The sequence below is a fragment of the Clostridium guangxiense genome (genome assembly GCF_021043395.1).
GTDB classification, from domain to species: Bacteria; Bacillota; Clostridia; order Clostridiales; family Clostridiaceae; genus Clostridium_S; species Clostridium_S guangxiense.
This window is the reverse complement of the sequence record NZ_JAJNKE010000025.1, coordinates 36,097-59,832: the sequence shown is the minus strand read 5'-3', so window position 1 is coordinate 59,832 and position 23,736 is coordinate 36,097. Positions and strand designations below refer to the sequence as shown.

20 protein-coding genes and 1 pseudogene are annotated in these 23,736 nt (G+C 30.8%); 18 read left to right on the top strand and 3 right to left on the bottom strand.

The window, feature by feature from the left end; genetic code table 11:
- The first annotated feature begins 143 nt into the window (after nucleotides 1–143).
- The 3 genes from LQK79_RS14085 to LQK79_RS14075 all read left to right on the top strand — a co-directional run bounded on the left by LQK79_RS14085 (nucleotide 144) and on the right by LQK79_RS14075 (nucleotide 3,388).
- On the top strand, nucleotides 144–695 hold the full coding sequence (locus LQK79_RS14085; protein WP_053242071.1) for a sigma-70 family RNA polymerase sigma factor: 552 nt from the start codon (nucleotides 144–146) through the stop codon (nucleotides 693–695).
- Nucleotides 696–711: 16 nt separating this feature from the next.
- Complete coding sequence (locus tag LQK79_RS14080; RefSeq protein WP_231016941.1) at nucleotides 712–2,715, top strand: beta-propeller domain-containing protein; 2,004 nt, start codon at nucleotides 712–714, stop codon at nucleotides 2,713–2,715.
- Nucleotides 2,716–2,803: 88 nt separating this feature from the next.
- Nucleotides 2,804–3,388, top strand: a complete 585-nt coding sequence (locus LQK79_RS14075) for a DJ-1/PfpI family protein (protein ID WP_231016940.1) — start codon at nucleotides 2,804–2,806, stop codon at nucleotides 3,386–3,388.
- A 178-nt stretch (nucleotides 3,389–3,566) separates the two neighbouring features.
- On the opposite strand, the gene LQK79_RS14070 is transcribed toward LQK79_RS14075, so the two are convergent.
- Entirely contained in the window at nucleotides 3,567–5,375 is a 1,809-nt protein-coding gene (locus LQK79_RS14070) for a glycoside hydrolase family 32 protein (protein WP_231016939.1), read from the bottom strand.
- Nucleotides 5,376–5,596: 221 nt separating this feature from the next.
- On the opposite strand from LQK79_RS14070, the gene LQK79_RS14065 reads away from it, so the two are divergent.
- From LQK79_RS14065 to LQK79_RS14050, 4 genes are all read left to right on the top strand, one after another.
- Complete coding sequence (locus LQK79_RS14065; protein ID WP_053242066.1) at nucleotides 5,597–5,878, top strand: ArsR/SmtB family transcription factor; 282 nt, start codon at nucleotides 5,597–5,599, stop codon at nucleotides 5,876–5,878.
- 197 nt (nucleotides 5,879–6,075) lie between these two features.
- Nucleotides 6,076–8,511: a CoA-disulfide reductase gene (locus LQK79_RS14060; RefSeq protein ID WP_231016943.1), complete on the top strand. Its 2,436-nt coding sequence runs from the start codon at nucleotides 6,076–6,078 to the stop codon at nucleotides 8,509–8,511.
- Nucleotides 8,512–8,676: 165 nt separating this feature from the next.
- Nucleotides 8,677–8,997 carry a rhodanese-like domain-containing protein gene (locus LQK79_RS14055; protein WP_053242065.1) on the top strand — a complete coding sequence of 107 codons (321 nt, stop codon included), beginning with the start codon at nucleotides 8,677–8,679 and terminating at the stop codon, nucleotides 8,995–8,997.
- Nucleotides 8,998–9,021: 24 nt separating this feature from the next.
- Nucleotides 9,022–9,378: a C-GCAxxG-C-C family (seleno)protein gene (locus LQK79_RS14050; protein ID WP_053242064.1), complete on the top strand. Its 357-nt coding sequence runs from the start codon at nucleotides 9,022–9,024 to the stop codon at nucleotides 9,376–9,378.
- Nucleotides 9,379–9,560: 182 nt separating this feature from the next.
- On the opposite strand, the gene LQK79_RS14045 is transcribed toward LQK79_RS14050, so the two are convergent.
- Nucleotides 9,561–12,239 carry a sigma 54-interacting transcriptional regulator gene (locus tag LQK79_RS14045; RefSeq protein ID WP_231016938.1) on the bottom strand — a complete coding sequence of 893 codons (2,679 nt, stop codon included), beginning with the start codon at nucleotides 12,237–12,239 and terminating at the stop codon, nucleotides 9,561–9,563.
- Between the two features lie 249 nt (nucleotides 12,240–12,488).
- Between LQK79_RS14045 and LQK79_RS14040 the strand changes: the two genes are divergently transcribed.
- From LQK79_RS14040 to LQK79_RS14010, 6 genes are all read left to right on the top strand, one after another.
- Nucleotides 12,489–12,812 carry a PTS lactose/cellobiose transporter subunit IIA gene (locus LQK79_RS14040; protein ID WP_053242063.1) on the top strand — a complete coding sequence of 108 codons (324 nt, stop codon included), beginning with the start codon at nucleotides 12,489–12,491 and terminating at the stop codon, nucleotides 12,810–12,812.
- A gap of 12 nt (nucleotides 12,813–12,824) precedes the next feature.
- On the top strand, nucleotides 12,825–13,133 hold the full coding sequence (locus LQK79_RS14035) for a PTS sugar transporter subunit IIB (protein WP_053242062.1): 309 nt from the start codon (nucleotides 12,825–12,827) through the stop codon (nucleotides 13,131–13,133).
- A gap of 274 nt (nucleotides 13,134–13,407) precedes the next feature.
- Nucleotides 13,408–14,790, top strand: a complete 1,383-nt coding sequence (locus LQK79_RS14030) for a PTS sugar transporter subunit IIC (protein WP_053242061.1) — start codon at nucleotides 13,408–13,410, stop codon at nucleotides 14,788–14,790.
- 34 nt (nucleotides 14,791–14,824) lie between these two features.
- Nucleotides 14,825–15,103: a hypothetical protein gene (locus LQK79_RS14025; RefSeq protein ID WP_053242060.1), complete on the top strand. Its 279-nt coding sequence runs from the start codon at nucleotides 14,825–14,827 to the stop codon at nucleotides 15,101–15,103.
- Between the two features lie 154 nt (nucleotides 15,104–15,257).
- Nucleotides 15,258–18,620, top strand: a complete 3,363-nt coding sequence (locus LQK79_RS14020) for a cellulase family glycosylhydrolase (RefSeq protein WP_231016936.1) — start codon at nucleotides 15,258–15,260, stop codon at nucleotides 18,618–18,620.
- 561 nt (nucleotides 18,621–19,181) lie between these two features.
- Complete coding sequence (locus LQK79_RS14010) at nucleotides 19,182–19,334, top strand: hypothetical protein (protein ID WP_157055729.1); 153 nt, start codon at nucleotides 19,182–19,184, stop codon at nucleotides 19,332–19,334.
- Nucleotides 19,335–19,726: 392 nt separating this feature from the next.
- Here LQK79_RS14010 and LQK79_RS14005 read toward each other — a convergent pair.
- Nucleotides 19,727–20,197 (bottom strand): annotated as a pseudogene (locus LQK79_RS14005) (family 4 glycosyl hydrolase); the annotation flags it as partial.
- Between the two features lie 349 nt (nucleotides 20,198–20,546).
- Between LQK79_RS14005 and LQK79_RS13995 the strand changes: the two are divergent.
- The 5 genes from LQK79_RS13995 (at nucleotide 20,547) to LQK79_RS13975 (ending at nucleotide 23,725) form a co-directional block, all read left to right on the top strand.
- The gene (locus LQK79_RS13995; protein WP_231016935.1) at nucleotides 20,547–20,996 is read left to right on the top strand and encodes a LytTR family DNA-binding domain-containing protein; all 450 of its coding nucleotides are present in this window, start codon (nucleotides 20,547–20,549) and stop codon (nucleotides 20,994–20,996) included.
- Between the two features lie 2 nt (nucleotides 20,997–20,998).
- Nucleotides 20,999–21,424 carry a DUF3021 domain-containing protein gene (locus LQK79_RS13990; protein WP_053242056.1) on the top strand — a complete coding sequence of 142 codons (426 nt, stop codon included), beginning with the start codon at nucleotides 20,999–21,001 and terminating at the stop codon, nucleotides 21,422–21,424.
- Nucleotides 21,425–21,605: 181 nt separating this feature from the next.
- On the top strand, nucleotides 21,606–21,788 hold the full coding sequence (locus LQK79_RS13985) for a helix-turn-helix transcriptional regulator (RefSeq protein WP_198150014.1): 183 nt from the start codon (nucleotides 21,606–21,608) through the stop codon (nucleotides 21,786–21,788).
- A gap of 96 nt (nucleotides 21,789–21,884) precedes the next feature.
- A complete protein-coding gene (locus LQK79_RS13980; RefSeq protein ID WP_231016934.1) occupies nucleotides 21,885–22,568 on the top strand; it encodes a helix-turn-helix transcriptional regulator in 684 nt (227 codons plus the stop codon).
- A gap of 449 nt (nucleotides 22,569–23,017) precedes the next feature.
- Nucleotides 23,018–23,725 (top strand): Crp/Fnr family transcriptional regulator, encoded by a 708-nt coding sequence (locus tag LQK79_RS13975; protein WP_053242054.1) that lies wholly within the window; start codon nucleotides 23,018–23,020, stop codon nucleotides 23,723–23,725.
- The last annotated feature ends 11 nt before the right edge of the window (nucleotides 23,726–23,736 follow it).

The window sequence follows — 23,736 nt, the reverse complement described above, 5'->3', positions numbered from 1 at the left end:
AGAATTTTATGATTTTTGAGGTTTAGATTTATAGAATTTTTTTAATGTGACGAAGCATTGTTACTTCGCAATATTTTCAGATTATAATTAAATTAATGTTATTTCTTGTTTATTTGAAACTAAAATGTGCGTATCTTAGTCTAATGTTTAGAAAGAATTTAAAGGAAGTGAAAGTTTTGGAGCAGGAAGAGATTATTACTCTTGCAAAGTGGGGGGATAAGGAAGCCTTCGCAAAGCTTATGTATGAAAGAAAGGATGTACTTTACAAAACAGCCTACATATACGTAAAAAACAAAGAAGATGCACTTGATATAGTAAGTGAAACTGTATATAGGGCCTATAGTTCAATTAAAAAGCTAAAAAATCCAGAGTTTTTTAATACTTATGTTACAAGAATACTCATCAATTGCGCTGTTGATATGCTGAAAAAGAAGAAAGTATTTGTAAATGACAATGAAATTGTACTTTTGAGTAAAACATCAAAAGATGAAAATATTGAAGAAAATATAGATTTATATAGAGCTGTAGATTTACTAAATGACAAATATAGAACAGTTATAGTACTTAAATATTTTAGGGACATGAGCTTTGAGGATATTTCCCGGGTTATGAAATGTCCTATTGGTACTGTGAAAACTTATTTACACAGAGCATTGAAGACACTTAGAATAAATATGGCTTGTCCAGAAGAGTAGAGGAGGAAAGAATATTTTGGATGATTTAGATAAGATAAAAAAATTTAAGGATGATATAGACAATATAGAAGTTCCAGCTGAAATAGATTTTTCTATAGAAAAAGGATTAAAAAAGAAAGAGAAGAAAGATAAAACGAGGAGCCTAAGCCTTTATTTTGTAGCAGCCGCAGCTCTTATAATTATAGTGCTTAGAATTCCCTTTTTGCAAACTCGCATAGGAAGTTTTTATTTTCAAAAAACAACAAAGGTGGATTCAAGAGGTATTGCAGCTGTAGGTTCATATAAGAATTTGAAAAGTATACTAGAAAATTATAAAGGTAATATATCGCCTAAGCTTTCAATAGATTATTCTAAAAAGAATGGCTCAGTAAGCTCCACCAGTAATGCTTTGAAAAATTCTGCTAATGATAAAACTTCTCAAAGTATAAGTCATTCATCCACAAATGTACAGGTAAATGGAGTTGATGAGCCTGATTTAGTTAAGAATGATGGTAAATACATTTATACTTTAAATAGCAAAGAAAATAAAATTAGCATAGTAAATGCTTATCCAGCTCAAACTATGAAATTGGAATCAAGTATATCCATAGATAGCAATTTTCATGCTAGTAATATGTTCTTAAAAGGTGATTTCTTAGTAGTATTTGGCGGATACTATAAGAATTCGTATAGCGATGATGATAATATAAAAGATAATTGGTATTCATGGGAAAATTCTAAGATACTAGTGTATGACATAAGCAATAAATCAAAACCAAAGCTTGTCAAAAGTTTAATAGTGAGTGGAAGCTACAAAGATTCAAGACTTATAGGAGATAAAGTTTATGTAATATCAAACCAAAATATAAATATAGATTTTAAAAATGCAAGTAAGGAAGAGAGTGCTCCTTTTTATATAGATAGCAGTTTAAAAGGGAAAGTTAAAGAGGTGGATTATAAAGATATAGTATATAATCCTAAAGACATATATCCAAACTATGTAAACATTTCAAGTATAGATCTCTCAAATATAAATACTGAGGCTAAAGTTACATCGGTATTGGGAAATGGGGAAGACATATACTGTAATGGCGGAAATGTGTATATTGCCTCTCAAAGTGGTAGCAGCAAAACTACAGTATATAAATTTCAACTTTTAAAAGGCAAAGCAGAATTACAAACTAAGACTGAAGTTGATGGAAATATATTAAATCAATTTTCTATGGATGAGTATAATGGTTATTTGAGAGTAGCGACAACAAAAGATGAAAGTGATTTTATAAATAATAATATGTCCAGTGCCATATATATTTTTGATAAAAATCTTAAATTAGTTTCTCAAATTTCTGATATAGCTAAAGGGGAAAGAATATATAGTACGAGATTTATGGGTGATAGGGCATACATGGTTACTTTTAAGCAGACTGATCCTCTTTTCGCAATAGATTTGTCAGATCCAAACAAACCGAAGATTACAGGAAAGCTTGAAATGCCTGGATTTAGTACCTATTTGCAGCCCTATGATGGAAATCATATTATAGGCTTTGGTAGAAATTCAACAGATGTTTCAGAAGGTGGAGTTGTAATGGCGAAACCGGGTGGTATGAAATTTGCCATGTTCGATGTAACTGATATATCCAATCCAAAACAAATGTATAATGTAAATTTAGATGATACATTTAATCAAAAAAATTTGCCGAATATAAAATCTCCTGTAACGCCATCTTATGATGTTAAAGATAGTTTTACTGAATCAGATGTTTTATATGATCATAAGGCATTACTATTTGATAAAGATAAAGGAATTATGGCATTTCCAGTTTTTGTTAATGATGGGCAAAATTTAAGGTATTATATTTATGTATACAAGGTTGACTTGAAGAATGGTTTCAAGCTTGTGTACAAAGCTGAAGCGGATGAAAATTCAGGCACAACCTGTAGAGCGATTTATATAGGAAATACCTTGTACAGTATATTTGATTCTAAAATAGCTGCAGTTGATATGAATTCCTTTAAAAATATAGGTGAACTTAATTTTTAGATAGTGGTATAATAAAATAAAATTAGAGTACAGAGGACACTGTACTCTGTCAATTGTACTTTGTCCTCTGTATTAAAGGGGTGCTATTATGGACATAAATGTTTTATTATTTTCTGATTTTGAAACACTAGATGCATTTGGACCGGTAGAAGTACTTGGACGCCTTGAAGAATATAAACTACGTTATTTTTCCATAGATGGTGGAACTATTATAAGTAGACAAGGTACAAAAGTTATAACTGAAAAATTAGAGAACGCTGATTTTGAGGGGGTATTATTAGTTCCAGGTGGACAAGGCACACGGCCTTTGGTTAATGATAATGTTTTTATAGAGAAACTTAAGGAAATTGCAGTTAAATCAACATATTGTCTAACTGTATGTACTGGTTCTGCTCTGCTTGCTAAAACGAATTTATTGAATGCTAAGAAAGCAACTTCAAATAAGAGAGCTTTTGAGTGGGTGAAGTCTGTAAACACTGATGTTAACTGGCAGCTATGTGCTAGATGGGTAGCTGACGGTAAATTTTATACTTCTTCTGGTGTATCCGCTGGAATAGATATGGCTTTAGGATTTGCAGCTGATAGGTTTGGAGTAGAAAAAGCAAAAAATATTGCACATGCAATTGAATATGTTTGGAATTCAGATAAGGACAATGATTTGTTTGCTAATTAATAAAGCATTTCTTAACTTTTTGCTGTGGAAAAAACTTCACCTTTGACAAGAAAAGTTATGTGAAATCCTTAACTTTTAACATAAGTGAAAAGTTAAGGATTCTAATTTTTGTAAAAATTTTATGAATAAAATCATTTCACCTTCAGCATTTAAATATAATTCAGGTAGGGCAACGATTCTATTTTTGATTGCTATTCCAAATACTCGTTATACTTTGAATTCTGGCATTACTAATGTTAACGTTTCCTTTATTCGAAAAAATAGATATATTATTTGTATCTATACCATTATTATTAGCTATTGAATTAGGATATATAGACTGAGTAATCGTTTTTTTGCCATCATTTATATACAATTCAATAGATGATACATCCACATAAGCTGTTAATTTTATATGATTATCAGTTGCATTTATTGGAGCATACATAAGGTACCTGTCAGAAGTTAATCTTGGATCTCCTTCTTTACTAAGGTCAATATATACAATACCTTTAGATGTATCATATCCAACAGTAACCTTTTTGCTTCCGTCTGAGCTTTCACGCAAATTAAAGCCAAAATTATCTGGTTTTTTATCATTGTTCCAACTAAATTCAGAGCTTATAGTATAAGTTGTTCCTTTGAAATTTTCTACATTTTCTGTTGAGTTTATAATTTGATTTTTAATCTTAACTGTTTTTTTAAACAGGGAAGAAATCTGATGAACAGGCTTTTGTGCCAGTGAATAATCATCTAAACCTGTTCTCACAAGGGTTAACTCTCTTGGAAGTGTCATAGAATTTTTCCATGGACTTGTAGGAAAGGTATCCCTATCATTTGTATAATTCCAATTAGCCATCCAACTTAACATTATATTTCTGTTATTAGGAATATTAGAAAATGTTTGACCTGCATAGAAGTCTTCTCCATAATCTGTGTATTTAGGATTTGACATAGTAGAAGCATTTTCAGTGATAAAATTCTTACCATCAAAATTTCCAACATAATATTCCATACCTGAACCCTTTGCTGGAGTTCCTTGTTGAATGCTCACAGAAAGAATCCATTTTGTTGTATTAGTTCCTGAAACTTTAATAGGAAAAAGTTCAGGACATTCCCAAACACCGTTATTAACGTCATGAACCCTATTAATATCAGAAACATGGGTCCAGTCTTTTAAGTTTTTTGAAGTAAATAGAGTAATTCTTTGCCCTGTAGTAGTAGCCATTACCCATTCTTTAGTAGAAGCATCCCAAGTTACTTTAGGATCCCTGAAATTCTGGGAATCATATCCCTGTCCACTTAGGGCAGTTATAGGAATTACAGGTTTAGCAAGCTTAGTCCATGTTTTACCGTCATTCAGGCTGTATGCAAGGCACTGCTCCTGAACTTCTCTTAATCCTAAAAATTTACCTAAAGAATCAGATGTTGTATCATCTTTATCTCTTACTGCTAAAAAATAATCTGAAGTGTAAATTGCTATCATTGCATTTTTACCAAAGCCAGCTGTATTATTTTTATCTACAATGGTTGAACCGCTGAAAATTGCTTTAGTATTGTTTGGAGTTTGTCCTGGATTAGTATGAGGAGCGCCTATGTAATTATAGGCCTTTGGATCATTCTTACCTTGGAACATAAAATTCTCCCAAGGTTGATTTGTAGATTCAGGAATGGCAATTCCTTTTTCTGTCCAATGTATAAGATCTTTACTTGTCGCTTGCCCCCAACTCATATTTCCCCAAAATAATTGACTTGGATCTTCATTAGCCTGATAGAACATATGATAAACCCCGTTTTTATAAACTAAACCATTAGGATCATTCATCCATCCTAAAGATCTTGAAAAATGATATTGATTTCTAAAAGATTCATTATACATTTCTTGACTAGAAGATACATTAGAAGCAGTTAAAGTATTTGCATACGCTTTACTATTATTGTTACCAGTAAACATGTTAATAGTTGATATTAGTGACAGTGCAACTAAAGATGAAATTAATCTTTTCATAAAGTTACCTCCCATTTTTTTACATCAACACAATAATAACATTTTCTGACAACGATTACAATAATAAATAAGAATTAAATTGAATATTAGATCTAATAACAGCATTCGTGCCACAAAGTGCAAAGTAGCAAATGATTTTGCTATAACATAAAATTTACTTGACATATATATTTATATATCGTAATATATAAATATATTAATAAATGAAGAGGTAAAAACTTATGGAAAAAGATTATTCAAAATATAATAATGCAGCTGAACTTTTAAAAGTTCTTGCACATCCTGTTAGGCTTTGTATAGTTGCAGGACTTTTACAAAATGGTGAATGTAATGTTATGCATATGACAGATTGCCTTAATTGCCCTCAGTCTACCATTTCTCAGCATCTCCAAAAGTTAAGAACAGCAGGAATTATTGAAGGAACTAGAAATGGAACAGAAATTATATATAGAGTTTGCAATGAAAAAGTTGAAAAATTAATGAGAGTTCTTTGTAACGATTAATTGATTGAGTTTATATTTATTACACAAAAGTGCACTTTATTTGTTAGCCGTTGAATGGAAACTTTAAAGATGTGCTTAAAATATATATTTGTATATCTTAATATATAAATATTTAAATATTAGATGCGGATTTTTTATAAGAGAATTGATGAACTATAAATATATTTATGAAAATGTTAATTAAAGAAAGGAGTTAAATTATGAAAAAGGTTTTGATAGTTGGTGGAGTTGCAGGAGGAGCGTCTGCAGCGGCTAGACTTAGAAGATTAGACGAAACAGCAGAAATTATAATGTTTGAAAAAGACGAATATATATCCTTTGCAAATTGTGGTCTTCCTTATCATATAGGTGAAACTATAAAGGAAAGAGAAAAATTAATTGTTCAAACGCCAGAGAGCATGAAAAATAGATTTAATATAGATGTTAGAAATAACAGCGAAGTACTTGAAGTTGATACAAAAAATAAAAAAGTTAAGGTTAAAAGTAAAGATAAAGGAACATATGAGGAAAATTATGATTATCTTATTTTATCACCAGGTGCAAGGGCATTAAGACCACATATCGAGGGAATTGAGAGCAATAAAATAATGACACTTAGAAATATTCCAGATATGGATAAGATAAAAGATAAAGTTGACAGTAAGAAAATAAAAAATGCTGTAGTTATTGGCGGAGGCTTTGTAGGAGTTGAAGTTGCAGAAAACTTAAAGGAAAGAGGAATTAATGTAACTCTTGTTGAAGCAGCACCTCATATTTTAGCTCCTTTTGATACAGACATGGTTGTAATGGCAGAAAAAGAATTAAATGAAAATGGAGTGAATTTAATTTTAGGTGATGGAGTAAAGTCCTTTAAGGATAGTGAAAATTATGTTGAGATAACGCTTGGAAGTGGAAAAAGTGTAAAGACAGAACTTGTTGTTTTAGCAATTGGAGTAGCACCAGAAACTTCATTCCTTAAAGGTTCTGGAATTGAATTTGGTCCTAAAGGTCACATAATTGTAAATGATAAGATGGAAACTAATATAGAAAACGTATTTGCAGTTGGTGATGCTGTAGAGGTAGTGGATTTTGTAAACGGTCAGAAAACAGCAGTTCCTCTTGCTGGTCCTGCAAATAAACAGGGAAGAATAGCAGCAGATAATGTTTGCAATTTAAATTCATCCTTTAAAGGGTCACAGGGAACAGCAGTTATAAAGATATTTGGACTTACAGCTGCAAGCACTGGAAACAATGAAAGAGCTTTAAAAAGACTTAATATACCGTATAAAACTGTTGTAGTTCATCCAGCATCTCATGCATCGTATTATCCTGGAAGTTCGCCTCTTTCATTAAAATTAATATTTGATGAAAAGGGAAAAATACTTGGAGCTCAGGCAGTAGGTTATGGTGGTGTTGAGAAAAGAATAGATGTAATAGCAACTGCGATAAGGTTTAAAGGCAGCATCTATGATTTAGTTGAACTTGAACTTTCATATGCGCCTCCATATTCTTCTGCAAAGGATCCAGTAAATATGGTAGGTTTTGCAGCAGAAAATATCTTGACTGGAAAGGCAGAGGTTGTAACTGCAGCTGAATTTTTAAGCTATGACAAAGAAAACTCTATTATTGTAGATGTTAGAACAGAACTTGAGTTTAGTAATGGGCATGTAGATGGAGCTGTAAATATTCCTGTAGATGATTTGAGACAAAGGTTAAATGAACTTGATAAGCGTAAAGAAGTAATAGTTTATTGTCAGGTTGGACTTAGAGGGTATGTTGCCGGGAGAATTTTAATGCAAAATGGATTTAAAGTGAAGAATGTCACTGGAGGTTACAAATCCATATCAGCACTTAATTTTAAACCTTTAAATAAAAATAATGATGATAGAAGTATTGAAAAAGAAGCGGCGTTAGATTCAGAAGAGTATAATAAAGTACTTGATGCTTGTGGGTTATGTTGTCCAGGACCTCTCATGAGCGTAAAAGAAAATATAGATAGGTTACAAGAGGGTGAAATTTTAAAGGTTAATGCATCAGATCCTGGATTTTATGAAGATATAAAAGCATGGTGTAAAAGGACGGGAAATAAGCTTTTGAGACTTGACAAAAATAAGGCAATTATTACTGCTGTTATACAGAAAGCTTCTGAGGTTCTTGCACTTAAAAATCAAGCTGCGGTAGTTAAAGATAATAAAACAATGGTGGTATTTAGTGGTGATCTTGATAAAGCTATAGCTTCTTTTATAATAGCCAATGGAGCAGCTTCAATGGGTAAAAAAGTGACAATGTTTTTTACGTTCTGGGGTCTTAATATCTTAAGAAGACCAGAAAAAATTAATGTGAAAAAAGGTTTCATGGATAAAGTGTTTGGAATTATGATGCCTAGAGGAAGTAGAAAACTTAAACTTTCTAAAATGAATATGATGGGCATTGGACCTAAGATGATTAGGAAAGTCATGCAGGATAAAAATATAACATCTCTTGAGGATTTGATTAAAGCTGGAATTAAAAATGGAATTGAGATAGTTGCTTGTCAAATGTCAATGGATGTTATGGGAATAAAAAAGGAAGAATTGATTGACGGAGTTAAAATAGGAGGGGTCGGCTATTACCTTGGAGAGGCAGAAGATTCAAATGTAAACTTGTTTATATAGGTTTCATGAAAATTTTAAAAGCTGATTATTAGAGAATTACAAGTGATTTATAAAAATTAAGAGTAGAGAGCACAGAGTAGATTGAAGGATGATTTCTCTTCCTTCAATTCAATCAAAACTATTTACTCTCTACTCTATTAAAAGATTAACAAAGGAGGATTAAACATGTTTTCATTTTTAAATAAGAATAAGTTTAAATCAATAGACATAAGTGAATTAGAGAATTTACGAGGAAAAATAACATTGATAGATGTCAGAAATCCAGAGGAATATAGAGAAGGACATGTCCCTGGGGCAAAAAACGCTCCAATGAATTTTGTGCTTCAAAGTCCAGAAAAATATCTTAACAAGTCAAAAGAGTATTATATAATATGCCAATCTGGTATGAGAAGTGCAAAAACTTGTGGCAAATTATCAGACATGGGTTTTAATGTAGTGAATGTTAAAGGTGGAACTAGTTCTTATAATGGTAATTTACAAAAATAAAGTATGAAATGGGGGTTTTAGCAAATGAATAAGCCATCTGAATATCATAAAAAAGGTTATACTTGTGGAGAAGCTATAATAAAGGCTTTTAATGATGAACATAATACAGATATTCCTGTTAAGCTTGGAAGTTCAATGGGAACAGGATTTACAACTGGAAGCTTATGCGGTGCGGTTGGAGGAGCGGCCGTTATAATAGGATATCTTAAAGGAAGGGAAAGCGAAACAGAATCAAATGAAGCTAGGAAGTATACAAAGGAATTAATGGATAGTGTTAATTTAAGATACGGAACTCAAATATGTAAAGAGCTTAAAAAGAATAAGATAAGCTGTGCAGATATAATAGAGTATACTTATGATGAGTTAAACAGAATAATTTAAAAGAGGGCTGTCGCATTAAATTTATTTTTAATTGTAATTCATAAATATTGCGAAGCAACTATAGTGAAAGATTTTAACTTGCTCTGCTAGTTAAAATCTTTCACTCAAATTAGTTTGCGATATTTATAAATTATTATTGAATTGATTTTTAGTGCGACAGCCTCTTCTTAGTCTCAAGTTTTTTATGTTAAATTCTTTTGCTTTGCGGATTCAAGAAAGAAGTCTGCTATATAGCAAAGTTCACTTTTAGATATCTTAATATAATATTTATTATATAAAAAAAGATAGTTTTCTTTTATAATATTGTACAAGTTAAGGTTATTCTCTATAAATTCGTTTTTATCAGGGAATTCAACTGCTTCTTGTCCTTTTTTTAGCCTGCTTATCGAGAAAGCTGTATGGAGTATAAGACCTATAAGTGAATCATCATCCAGCTTGAATTTAAGTTTATTTTCTACGGCGTTAATGAATTGAGTTATGTCTGTGTAAAGTTCACTTCCATCTATATTGTCTATATTTTCCTTAAGAATAGATGACATTTTTTGAACTACAGACTTTGTATCTACTAATTGCTGCAATTCATCCATTACCTTCATGCATAGGACATCATGCATATTATATTGTTTTATATCTAAATCTATTGGAAAGGTGGATACTAAAAATAAAATTTCTCTATCCTTTTGAAGTTCAAGAAGCTGATTTTTAAAATGGATTTTATCTAAACAGTTTAAAGATATTATTTCAAACAAATCTTTATCATATGTAAGTTTAGAGTTTAAAAAGTTTTTTATTGCAAGAGAGCCTCCTTCACCGGTTAAGCAAGATGTTATTATGACGTTTTTTTTATTTTTGCTATCAGCATAGCTGGATTGAGCTTTTATATGCTGATATGAATTAACGGATAGTATATCGTTGTAAATTTCATCTATAGAAAGCCCTAATAGAGATTTTCTTGCTGCTTCTATTGCATGAAGAGTTGAAGCGAGTGGATAAACCTTTACAGGAATTTTGAATTCGCTTTCTATTATTTCACCAAAGGTAGTTAAAGAACCCATATCAACTAGAAGAATATATCCACTGGTAGTAAAGTTATTTCTAACTGTAACCCTTAATTTTTCAAGCACCACAGAAGGTTTTACATCTAAAGGACAATCTATGCCTATTACAGAATTTTGTTCTAGAAGATCATTTGCTACTTCAGCTATAGAGGTTCCAGTAGACTTTCCATGAGCGATAATTATGATATTTACTCTATCTTTGATTTCTTTTGATATTTTATCATCGTTTACAAGAAATAGCGTTAAATAACCTGCTTCGTCATCTGGAATTAAATGATGTACATATTCTTCAATTTGTTTCTTTATACTTAAGGCTATATTGTATTCTTCTGGATATAAATTTTTTATCTTTTTAAGTTCAGGGTTTATTATATTTTTGTCATTGTGTATTCTTGCTATAAGTGTATTTATATGTAGTGCTAAGGCTGTATAAATGTTGTTACTTATATTTTTCTTTAATGAAGTTACAATTTGATAAACTACTTTATCAATAAAATTTAGACTATCTTCACCTATTATGTTAAGAAGATTTTCTCTATTGACTTCTTCAGAAACTCTGCTTATATATTTACTGAAATATTTGGTTATATCTTTTTCTAGTATGTTTTCGATATCTATGTTTGAAATTCCCTTGTACTTTAATTTTTCAAGTTTTTGTTCGATAAATTCGTATATGGTGTTGCTAGTTTTATCGGTAGATTCTTCTGTATTTTCGCCTTTGCTGGAGAATTTAAAGAATTCAATTTCATCTCCCATAAGTTTATTCCATAGAATTCTGTGCTCTTTTTCTCTATAAAGACCTTCTTTTATGTATAGGGGAAGGCTTGAACTAGTTATTCTTACACCTGATTTTGTATTTGTAAGAAATTCTGAATAAGCTCTTGCGCAAAGAAGTTGAACATCACTTTTTAATTGACCAACATTATTAGGGCAATCATATGATAAAAGGGCTCTCATAGTGTTTAGAGATACAGCGATGTCTCTGTTTAGTTTTTTACTTTCGTTTTTGAAAAAGGTTTTTATTAGGTAAAGTCTCTCTTCAAGTGTTCTTTCACTAAGAGAAGGAATCGTAATAAGCATAGGAATTCTTCTAGTAAAGGTCTTTAAAAGAGATGAATTTGGATTTTCAGTTGTAGCAGATATTATAAGGACATTGGACTTTCTTATTTCATCATCCCCCATTCTTCTAAAAATTCCCTTATCTAAAAATGTAAAAAGAGCTTCTTGACCTTCGGGTGGAAGTCTATGAACTTCATCAAGAAACAAGATTCCTCCATTTGCTTTTTCTATAAGACCTGTTTTGTCCAAATCTGCACCAGTGTAAGCTCCCTTCTTCACTCCAAAAAGCTGAGAGGTTAAAAGTTGAGGATTATTTGTATAATCTGCACAGTTAAACTCTATAAATGGAGATTTTTTGTCTTTTATACCCATTTCAATAGCATATTCATGCATTAATGAGGCAAACATTGATTTGCCTACGCCTGTAGCTCCAAGAATTAAACAGTTCATACCATTTGGAGGGTAAAGAATAGCCGCCTTTAATTGTTCAACAGCTTGTTTTAGACTTATATTGTTTGTTACAAGCGTATCTAGTTTTGATTTATTTGAATTAGTCTTTGAAACATAAAACAAAACAGGTCGTCCGGGTATTTTGAAAACCTTTCCATCTTTGCATAAGTCATTTAACTCATGACTTACATTTGCCCTAGTCATATTTAATATGGAAGCAAGGCTTTGAGCATCAATGCCCTTGCTGTTTGGTAAATCCAGCAGTTTATTATAGATATATTCCTTTTTATTCATGTTTTCACTCCTAATTTAATATAATAACAGCTTAATTATAAGTTAATAGTTTAAATAATTCAACTATAAAAATCAGATGTGTTTAAACACTTTTTTAAACTAATCAATACACTTGAAAAAAAATTAAACACATTAACCTTTTTTTTAGGTAATGTAGAAAAATAATTGGTATAATCACTATATTAGTGTTTGGCACAGTATTTGCTATAATTAATAGTGACACGTTGTAAATATAAAGGAGGCTAAAATATGGATATAGAACAAATAGTGATGAGTATAATAATATATTCAGGTGATGCTAAAAGTTATTTATATCAAGCACTTAATTGTGCTAAGGAAGGAAAATATGATGAAATAGATTCTTTAATTGAGAAGGCAAATGTTGCCATTGGAAAGGCACATGATGTTCAAACGAGTTTATTACAACAAGAAGCTGATGGACAACCCTTAAAGGTTTCAATATTATTTGTACATTCCCAAGATCATCTTATGACAACAATATCTGAAAGAAATATGATTTTGGAAATGATTGAAATGAGAAAACTTATTAATAAATTATCAAATAAAAATTAAGGAGGAATTATTATGACTAAAATTTTATTATTTTGTAATGCAGGTATGTCAACAAGTATGCTTGTTTCAAAAATGAGAAAGGCAGCTAAGGAAAAGAATATTGAGGTTGAAATAAATGCTTTTCCTGAGGCACAGATGGAAAGTCATTTAGAAGGAGCAGATGCTGTTCTACTTGGACCTCAAATTAAGTATGTACTTCCAAAGGCAACAGCATTGTGTGGTAAAAAAGGAATTCCAGTAGAAGTAATAAGTTCTGTAGATTATGGAATGCTTAATGGTGCTAAGGTACTTGAACATGCATTAAAGATGGCAGGAAAATAATTATACATGAGATTATCTTAGACTATTAAGGAAAGAGTGGATGGCTATCAAAAAAGCTATAGGTGTCTTTGTAAAGTACAAAGGCAATTAACTGAAAATGTAATAGAATAAGATAACTTTAAATAATACTATACATGATTTATTGTAATCGATTTATTAAATGATATGTATCTATGCTGATGATAAAAAGTAACTAACAAGATAATAAAATATCTAATTTTATTATAAATTAAATATTTTTAATTAAATAATTTAAATTAAGGGGGACAATTAAATGAAAGTAGAAAGTATTCAAGAAAAAGTACTTCCTAAAATAATGAAATTTGCTAATTCAAAAATAATTATAGCAATCAAAGACGGAATTATAACCACAATGCCTTTGACGCTCATAGGTTCAATATTTTTATTAATAGCAAATTTCCCATTTCCAAGCCAAGCTGGATGGAATGCTATTATGACAGGAGCATTTGGTGCAAATTGGGCTGAACCACTTAACCAGGTTTCAGGATGCACATTTGACATAATGGCTTTAGTAGCTGTATTTGGAATAGCTTCACAGTATGCAAAGAATGAGGGATGTGACTCTATTTCAGCAGGAATATTAGGATTAGTATCGTTTTTAATCATAACACCTTCATATGTACCTTTTAAAGGTGGAGATAAATTTGGAGGAGTTGCACTTAAAACAGCAGATAAAGTTGGAGGTATTATACCTAAAGGATGGACTGGCGGTAAAGGAATGATTACTGCAATACTTGTTGGATTAATTGCAGGATATGTATATTCTTGGTTTATTAAGAGAGACATAAGAATTAAATTACCAGAAGGAGTACCAGAAGGAGTTGTTAATGCATTTGCATCATTAATTCCAGGAGCTGTTCTTATAACTGGTTCAATGCTTGTTTATATAGCATTAAAAGTTGCTACAGGTGGAACATTTGTTGAATGGATATATAAAGTACTACAAATTCCACTTCAAGGAATAACAGATTCATTAGGTGGAGCTATGGCAATACCATTTGCAGTATCTTTCTTATGGTGGTTTGGAATACACGGTTCAAATCTTGTTGGTGGAGTTATGAGCTCAATACTTCAAGCCAATGGACTTGCCAATCAAGATGTAGTAAAAACAGGAGCTAAGTTAATAGCTTCAGGTGCAGGAAAAAATGCTCATATAGTAACACAGCAGTTTATGGATCAGTATATCACTTTTGGTGGTGCTGGCATGACATTAGGCTTGGTTATAGCTATGCTGTTCTTTGCTAAATCACAACGTTTAAAAACTTTATCAAAACTTTCAATAGTACCAGGTATGTTTAATATAAATGAACCTATATTGTTTGGTTTTACAATCGTATTAAATCCATTTATGGCAATACCATTTGTTTTAGTTCCATTATTTTCAGGTATAATTACTTATTTTGCAATATATTCAGGATTAGTTCCATGTTTTACGGCAGTACAAGTTCCATGGACTACACCACCTATAATATCTGGATTTATAGTAGCTGGATGGAGAGGCGCAGCTTTACAGATATTGCTAATTCTTATGGCAGCAGTAGTGTACTTACCATTTTTCAAATCACAGGATGCTCAATATGTTAAAGAAGAATTAAGCAGTGCAAGCATAGAAAATGGTGTAAATGTAGAAAAATAAAAATTACATTAAAATATAATTTGGAGAGATGAAAATGAAATCATTTAAGCTAAAAGTTACAGGAAGTTTCGATAATTTTAATATTGAATATGATTATTCTACAAATTTTGTTCAATATAATCCTTGTAGCTATCAAGGTAATGAGCAAGAAAAATATACTGAATTTTATGAAGATTTAGAAAAAAATGGAGGACCACAACCATTAAATATTAAAGTTAAAATGACAAATCAGACGGTTGGAAGAGCATTACCTAAAAATGAGGTGTTAAAATTTAAAGATGCAAAGTCCTTTGTTGAAAGATTAGCAAGATAGTTAAAAGCATTTTGTTATTGTAACAATATACTTCTCAATGTAAAATTAATAAAGCTATAGCAGTTGACGGATAAAAGATCTTTTTATTGCTGTAGCTTCATTAGTTATATACTATATACTGATGAATAATATTATTTAAGGGGGATTGTTTTATATGAAAGGTCTTAATGATCGGCGTATGAAATTTAAAATACTATCGATAATTCAAGTATTTGTTGTTTTGATTTTTGCAATTTTTGGAGGAACACCATCAATTGTATTTGCAGCTTCAACAGCTAATAATCCAACTGTAACTTGGTTTCAAAATTTTGCTGGTGCAAATGGATTTGCTTCAAGTTCCAATGTAAAAACTGAAATATCTAAAGACGGTGCAAATGCAATGGATGGGAATTCATTAAAAATGACCATGATGGGAACGTCTGAAGGTGATTGGGATAACAATAAAAATAGCGCTATAATATATCCAAGTGGACAAGCTACATTTGATGCAACTAACTATAATTTTTTAATGTTTTATGTAAAAGATATGGCAGGTAACAATAATGTACATGTAACTATAAAAGATAAGAGTGGTGCTTCATGGGATTTTGCAACAGATCAAAATGCAGTTAAAGGTGAATGGGAAAAAGTAGTAGTTACTCTTGACAAAACCCAGAAATTAAATTGGTCTCAAATAAGTGAAATTAGACTTGGAGAGTACTGGAATTACAATAACATATATTACTTTGATGATTTATACTTTGGTGTAAACGCTTCAGATAATGCACCTAATTATGTAAAACAAAGTTCATCTCCAATTGGTCAAAGTGACTTCCTAAAATCACAAGATGGGTTTCTATGGAACCAAAATAATAAGAAGGTTGCACTTAGAGGTGTAAATCTTGGTGGATGGTTAGTTCAAGAGTCATGGATGTGCCCAGTAAATGGAGAAGATAGAAAATGGGCTAATCTTGATAGTATTAATGCGTTAAAGAGTCGTGGGTTTACTGATAAACAAATTCAAGATTTATATGATACATATGAGAGTAATTGGGTTACAACAGATGACTTGGATAAACTTGAAGATATGCACGTAAATCTTGTTCGTATACCTTTCTGGTATAGAAACTTTATGAGTGATGAAAATGGTACTTGGATAACTGGAAGCGATTTAGATTCAAATCCTGGTATTCAAAAGCTTGACTGGGTAATTAAAGAATGTAGTAAACGTGGAATATATGTTATTTTAGACTGTCACGGAGTTCCGGGTGGACAAAGTATGGATCACAGTACAGGTACTCTTGGACAAAATAATATTTATACTAGCGATAAGGATCAAAAAATTTTTGAAGACATGTGGACTAAAATAGCAAATCGTTATAAAAATAGTCCTGATGTTGCTGCTTATGATATTATGAATGAACCTCAAAACAATAATGGTTATACAGGAGATCATGCATATACACCGGGCTCGGCTGAAGCTCTTAAATACACATATGATATTTATAATAAGCTGTATAAGACTATAAGAACAGTTGACCCAAATCATGTGATTTCTATGGAAGCTATATGGGCAGGGGATTGCTTACCAGATCCAAAAACTTACGGATGGACCAATATGCTTTATCAGATGCATTTATATGATAGTACTAAAGATAATATAAATGCTAGAGTTAACGATTTAATTAATTTCCAAACTCAATATGGAACAGCTGTTTATGCAGGAGAATTTAATTTTGGTGATACAAATGAAGAATATGGAATAGAGCAAATGAATAAGTATGGAATAAGTTGGAGTTCATGGGCTTATAAGGGATCAAAACAGGACCCTGGCAACAATTGGTTCTTATATGTAGGTCAAAAAGAAGTAGCTGATACTACCAAAGATTCATTTGATGAGATCAAACGAAAATGGGGTCAACAAATACAGACAAGTAAATTTTATACAAATTCTACAACTGTAGCTGCTAGAATAGCGCTAAATACTACTGCGCCAGTTCCTAATAGTGTCTTTAATCCAACATTTAGTCCAAAGGCAGCTATAATTACATCACCAGAGGATGTAACTATTTCTTGTGCAACAAAAGGAGCAACCATTAAGTACACTACTGATGGAAGTGATCCAAAGTCAAGTTTAACAGCTACGTCTGGAGTTTCTCCAATAAAAGTACATGTAAATCCAGAAACTACAATAAAAGCGTATGCAGTTAAAGAAGGTATGGATGCCTCAGAAGTAATAACTGCAGATTATACATTGCCAAAGGTAAGTAATCCAACATTTAGTCCTATTGCTGGAGGAATTATTAGTTCATCCAATGTAACAATAACTTCTGCAACAAAAGGAGCTATGATTAAATATACTACAGATGGAAGTGAACCAAAAACAAGTAGTACAGCAAAATCAGCAGCTTCACCATTAACTATACAGATTGATCCAAATACAAAAGTAAAGGCTTATGCATTTGAAAATAACATGAGTGCTTCTGAGACAGTAACTGCAGAGTATCCAGTACTTTTGACTAGTAAATGGTATCAAAATTTTGAATCAGGAGTTGGTTTTTCTGCTGGAGTGAAAAATGCTGCTGTAAATAGTTATGCTGATACAGGCTCTATAGGTGGATCAAAAGCTGTAAAACTTGTAGTTGATTCAAGTGGAGATCCTGGAGAGGCAAATAGATGCGTTAATATATTACCTCAAAGTGGAAGTAAAGTTGATGCAAAAGGATACAATTATTTAGCCTTTTATGTAAAAGATACACAAGGGAACAATACTGAAAAGATAACAATAATAGATGCTGGTGGATCATCTTGGAGTGGATGGACAGATCAGAATGCTGTTAAAGATAGATGGACTAAGACAACCTTGCCATTAAGCTCCGTTAAGGGTGTTGATTTATCAGCAATAAAAGAAATAAGAATTGGAGAATGGAATTCCGGTACTTATTATTTGGATGACGTGTACTTTGAACAAACAGAAAGTGATGCTAGTCCATTTACTCAAGTGGCTTCTAGAATAACAAGTGTGGAAGCACCAGCAAAGGATGCAACACAGTTAACATTACCAAAAGTGCCAAATGGTTATAAAATAAAAATTAAGTCATCAGATAAGCCTAATGTAATAACTGAAGACGGAAAAATAATACCACCAACAGTAGATACAACAGTAGCATTAGTGTTTACTGTAACAAATGTAGCTGATGGAACAACAGCAGACACAGCTAGTATAAATGTTATAGTACCAGCTAAAACAAGCAAAGATGCAACATTAAAAACCATAGCAGTAAATGCTGGAGAAGTATATTTTCAGTTTACACCAAAGCATACAACATATACTGTAAAACTTTCATCAGAGACAAGAAAGGCACCACAAGTTTATGCAGTAGCAACAAATTCTAAAGCTAAAGTTGTAATAACACAAGCAACTAAACCAAATGGAACAGCAACAATAAAGGTAACAGCTGAAGATGGAAAAACAACCAAAACATATAAAATTAAATTTAAAGTTAAACGTAGCCATATATTAGATTTAGATTTATAAAGTTAGAGAAAAAAATAAGTTTATTAGGAGTGCAGAGATTATTAAAATCACTGCATTCTTTTTGTATAATATAAAACTAATTTTACTCGGGAATATATTAAAAACAGATATGCAAAGCTTTATAATTATAGTGTTTTGCATAGCAATTGATATGTAACAAGTATATGTTAAAAAGAGCAAACCATAACCAGATATATTTTTATATGCAGCAAATAAATTAGGAGTTTTGCCTGAAGAATGTGTTGTTATAGAAGATTCTCATAAAATCAAGATATATCTAAAGCTGATAAAATTATAAATGCCTTTGATAAGATAGATATTAATAATATTTAGCGAATACATTAATATTCTAAATTTTCGTAGAATAAAGGAGAAAAGTTTTTATTAAGCCGTTTAGATAAAGAAATAGTATTGAGCTAATTTAATGTTCCAAAATGCTATTTCTTTATACTTTTTTTATAAAAAAAACAAAGATTTAATATAAAAAACATAAAATGTACATAAATGATGGCTATAATTATTATATATAATAGTTTTGTTATTTATTGGAGGTGTATTTTTATGGTTAATTATTTATTCCCAAATTCAGGTGATATGATTTATGGGTTTTTCATGAGCTTTTTATTTATAATGATATCTGTAGGGTCGTACTTTCTATTTAGAGCTTTTTATACTTCCAAAATGAGATATGGTTTAAATAGAGTAAAAAAATAAAAGATTTAGTTTTTGCTAAAAATAAATAAAACACCAGATGCCATAGAAGCATCTGAGGTTTTATTTATTTGATTTTAATTTAAATGAGCTCGAAAAAGATTTAAATGCTGCCAAACCAGGGACTGCAACAAAAGAGAAAAGTTTTAAATTTGTTTTAAAGGATAACAATTGGCTTCCAGAAGATAGTTTTGAATACGGAAAAGAAATTGGAAATATGGTTTCTAACCAATAAAGAAGTAGGATGTTAATCATCCTATTTTTTTATTACAGAGGGGGAAAGGAAAAATAAAAAAGTTGATGAATTTTATAAAGTCTACATTAATGCCGTAAAGAAAATAAACATAACAGCAAAGAAAATCTCTGAAAGTGATAAAACAGCTAAAGTAAATGTTAAAGTAACCATAATTTAATGGTACAGGGCCATTTGAAGTAATAACTGCAGATACTTCAGCAATTGAATCATATAGTAAATCTGAAATAGCTCCGTTATTTTCAGTACTTACAACCATTTGCGTTTGCTTGTTGTTGTATATAGAATTTATAATTTCACAGGCAGCGTCGGAATAATAAGCCCCACCACGTTGTGTTAATTGTTCTGATTTGTGATCTAAATTATGATTTTTATATGACTCAAATGATTCAGCTTCTATGCGTTTAACATTTTCAGCTCTTGTCTCACCTTTCTCAAATTCTTTAAGTTCATTTTTTAACATGTCATCTTCTAGCTTCTCTCTTCCTTCCTCAATGTCAACTAGCCAGATTTCTGTTAGAGGAAGTTCCTTATAATGTTTTATAAAACTCCCCATTAGTTCTTGAGTGTAGCTGCTGTCACCACCAATTGTAACAATTTTTAACTTTTTCATAAGTGTTATTTCCCCTTTTTAGTTGGAAGTACAGGGTAGCCTAAAGCCCATTTAGAACTTGTACTTCCATATAAAGATAACTTACGGTTTGATAATAGCACATAATGAAAAAGTCTAGCCCTTCATTCTGTAATCGATTTTTTCATATTTTGAAAATATTATATAAGTTCATCTTTGTAGTAGGTTAAATAGTATCTGTTTAAAAGCAGTTCTATAAAAATCATCATTTACTGTATTTTTTACTCATCTTTTAAAGCATTTTGTATAAAAAATACTACCACTTATGCATTTTTCATGGTTTTAAATTTATTTAATCTATATAATGAAATTGTTGAAGGGGGGAAGAGAGTTGAAGGTTGATTTAAAAATAGATTCTGAATTTAACGAGAGCAAGTTAATTATAGAATCGCCAGAAATGACAGAAGAAATAGAAGCAGTTTTGAAATTTTTAAAGCATGTTTCAAAACGTCACATTATAGGCAGTAGAGATGAAAAAATGTACATTCTTGATCCCGATAATATATTCTTTTTTTATAGTGAAAACAAAAAGATAATAGCTCAAACTAGAGATAATAGCTATGAGATAAAAGAAAAATTATATGAACTTGAAGAACAATTTGAAAATACATCCTTTATAAGAATATCAAAATCCGTTATTGCAAATGTAGATAAAATCAAAAATTTAGAAATGTTTTTCAATGGAACCATGTGCGTCAATTTTACTAATGGAAAACAGGAGTATGTGTCTAGAAAATATGTAACAAAGATAAAGGAATATTTGAGTATTGGAGGTAAATAAATATGAATTATTTTAAGGAAGCATTAAAAAGAGGAGCTTTAGGGATAACTGTAGGAACTTTTATATGGCAGGTAATATTCTGCATTGAAGCCTATGCATATGGAATAGATGGGAATGTACCTGAACGGATGGTTGTAGATGGTTTATTTATTGCTGGTGTATTGGGATTTTTTATGTCAGCGGCATCAGTTGTGTTTAAAGTTGAATGGTGGAGCGAATTGAAGAAATTAGTAATTCATTTTGTAATACTTGGAGGTGTGTTTTCTATAGCATCTATTTTAGGAAAGTGGATGCCAGAAGGGGTAGGACCAAAGATAGGATATGCAGCAATTTTTGTACTTATTTATGTTTGCATATGGATTTCTTTTAGGGTATATTGGAAAGCAAGAATAAGAGAAATTAATGGGAAACTTGAAAATAAAAACTAGGTAAAAAACTATTGCACATAAAATTGATTTGTCTATTTAGGATAAGTCAATTTTTTTATTTGTTGTGACTACAAAAGTTTGCTGTGATAATTGATTTTTAGACATCAATGTGTAATCATGAAATTATTAAGTACATTTACATAGTTAGTAGAAAAAAATAAATGATAAAGAGTGGATGATAATGAGTAAATTTTCAAACTTATTAAGGATGATAATACTCTTGAGAAGCAATGGCAAAATGAAAATTTCTGATATTTCAAGGGAACTTCAAGTTGATGAGAGAATGGTTAGAAAATACAAAAAAGATTTAGAATTAGCTAATGTATACATTGAATCGACAACGGGAAGTAATGGTGGATATTAACTAGAAGGATATGATTATTTATTAAACCTTGATATAAATGAAGATGAGTATTCTGCATTAAGTATTGCTGATAGTGAACTTAGACAATGCAATTTTATGTATTTAGATGAAATAAATTCACTTACAGATAAAATTACGGCAGCTAGAAAAATGAAAGATAGGCAAATAAATGATGTTGAGTATTTTATAAAATCAGATGTATCAATAGAGCAGGACAAGAAAAAATTATTAGATATACACAAAGCGGTTATAACTAAGTCTAAAATAAGAATAAGATATTTTGCTTTAAGTTCAGGTGAGAGTACCAGGATTATTCACCCGTATGCACTCATAAACTATAGAAATGCTATTTATGTTGCTGCATATTGTGAGAAAAGAAGCAGTATTAGAGATTTTAAGATATCAAGGATACTTGAGTATGAGGTTCTTTCTGAAAAGTTTATTTTTCCAAAGGATTTTTCACTTAAGGAATATATGAAAAACAATTTTGGAATATATAGGGATGGAGTGTATAAATTGAAACTTCACGTTTTTTATCCTATGTCATATATCGTAAGCGAAAAAATATGGGTTAGCAATCAGAAAATAACCTGGAATGAGGATAAATCTATAATATTTGAGGCAACCATGGAAGGTAAAACTGAAATTATAAGTTGGGTGCTTAGTATGGGAAGTAATGTTAAGGTTTTGGAGCCTGAGGAACTTAAATTAAAGATTAAGGATGAAGTTGAAAGGATAAAGCAGTATTATATAGATGGACAGACTAAAAGATTAAAATGACTAACATTATAATTTTACAAGTAGTATTTTGGATGCTTTAATCAGTTTAAACTGTGGACAGAGGACAATTGACAGTGAAGTATGATTTTTTTCGGCTGAGCTTTGAAAAATCTAAATTTAATGCTCTTGCAGCGCACAAAATATAATGCTAGCTGCATTGAATACTATATTTGTCCACTGTGTAAGTATTAAATTTTGCAGTGAACCTAATTTTTTCAAAAATAGCGTTGAGAGCTTCATATTGAAGGCATAAAGTGACTTTGTTATAATATTAACATGCACTATTGGAGGTTCACTGCAAATGTATTCAATTTTAGAGGTTTATGAAACTGTGTAGATTAGGAAAAGTGGGACTTTAGAGTTTTTGAAATCTTGGGTTTTATAAGAACTATATTGCCTTAATTTAGGGTACAATATATAGAGATTGAAATGGGAGATGAGAAAGGTATATGCATTGTGACAAGAATTGTATTAAGTGCACAGGAAAATACTGTGTATCAAAGGTATATATTTTTTCAACATTACAACCAGAAGCTTTTAAAAAAATATCAGATATAATTATTACAAGGAAATATAGAAAAGGGCAGGTTATATTCTTTGAAGGTGATGTTGAAGATAAACTTTATATAGTGAATCAGGGTAAAATAAAAATTTACAAGTATAACAGAGAAGGCCGCGAGCAGATATTATATATATTGTCGGAAGGCAAGTTTATTGGAGATATGAGCCTTTTAAAAAAGGGGAATTTTCAGTTTAATGCAGAGGCCCTTGAAGATACTTTAATATGCACTATTGCAAAAGATGATTTTGATGAAATAATTACTAGAAACCCAGAAATAACCTTAAAAATCCTTGAAGTTCTTCATGATAGGCTGATGAGCCTTGAGAATCTTATACAAAATCTAAGCACAAAAGATATAGAAACTAGAATTGCTTCTATGCTCTTAAGCTTTGCAGGAGATTTTGGTGTAGAAGATGATAATGGAATAGTTATTGACCTTCCATTAAACAGAGAAGAAATGGCAAACTACATAGGGGTCACTAGAGAAACTATAAGTAGAAAACTCACTTCTCTTCAGGATGATGGTGTAATTGAATTAATAGGCAATAAGAGGCTTATAATAAAGAACAAAGCATATTTTCAGAATATGATGTAGATAAACCGCTT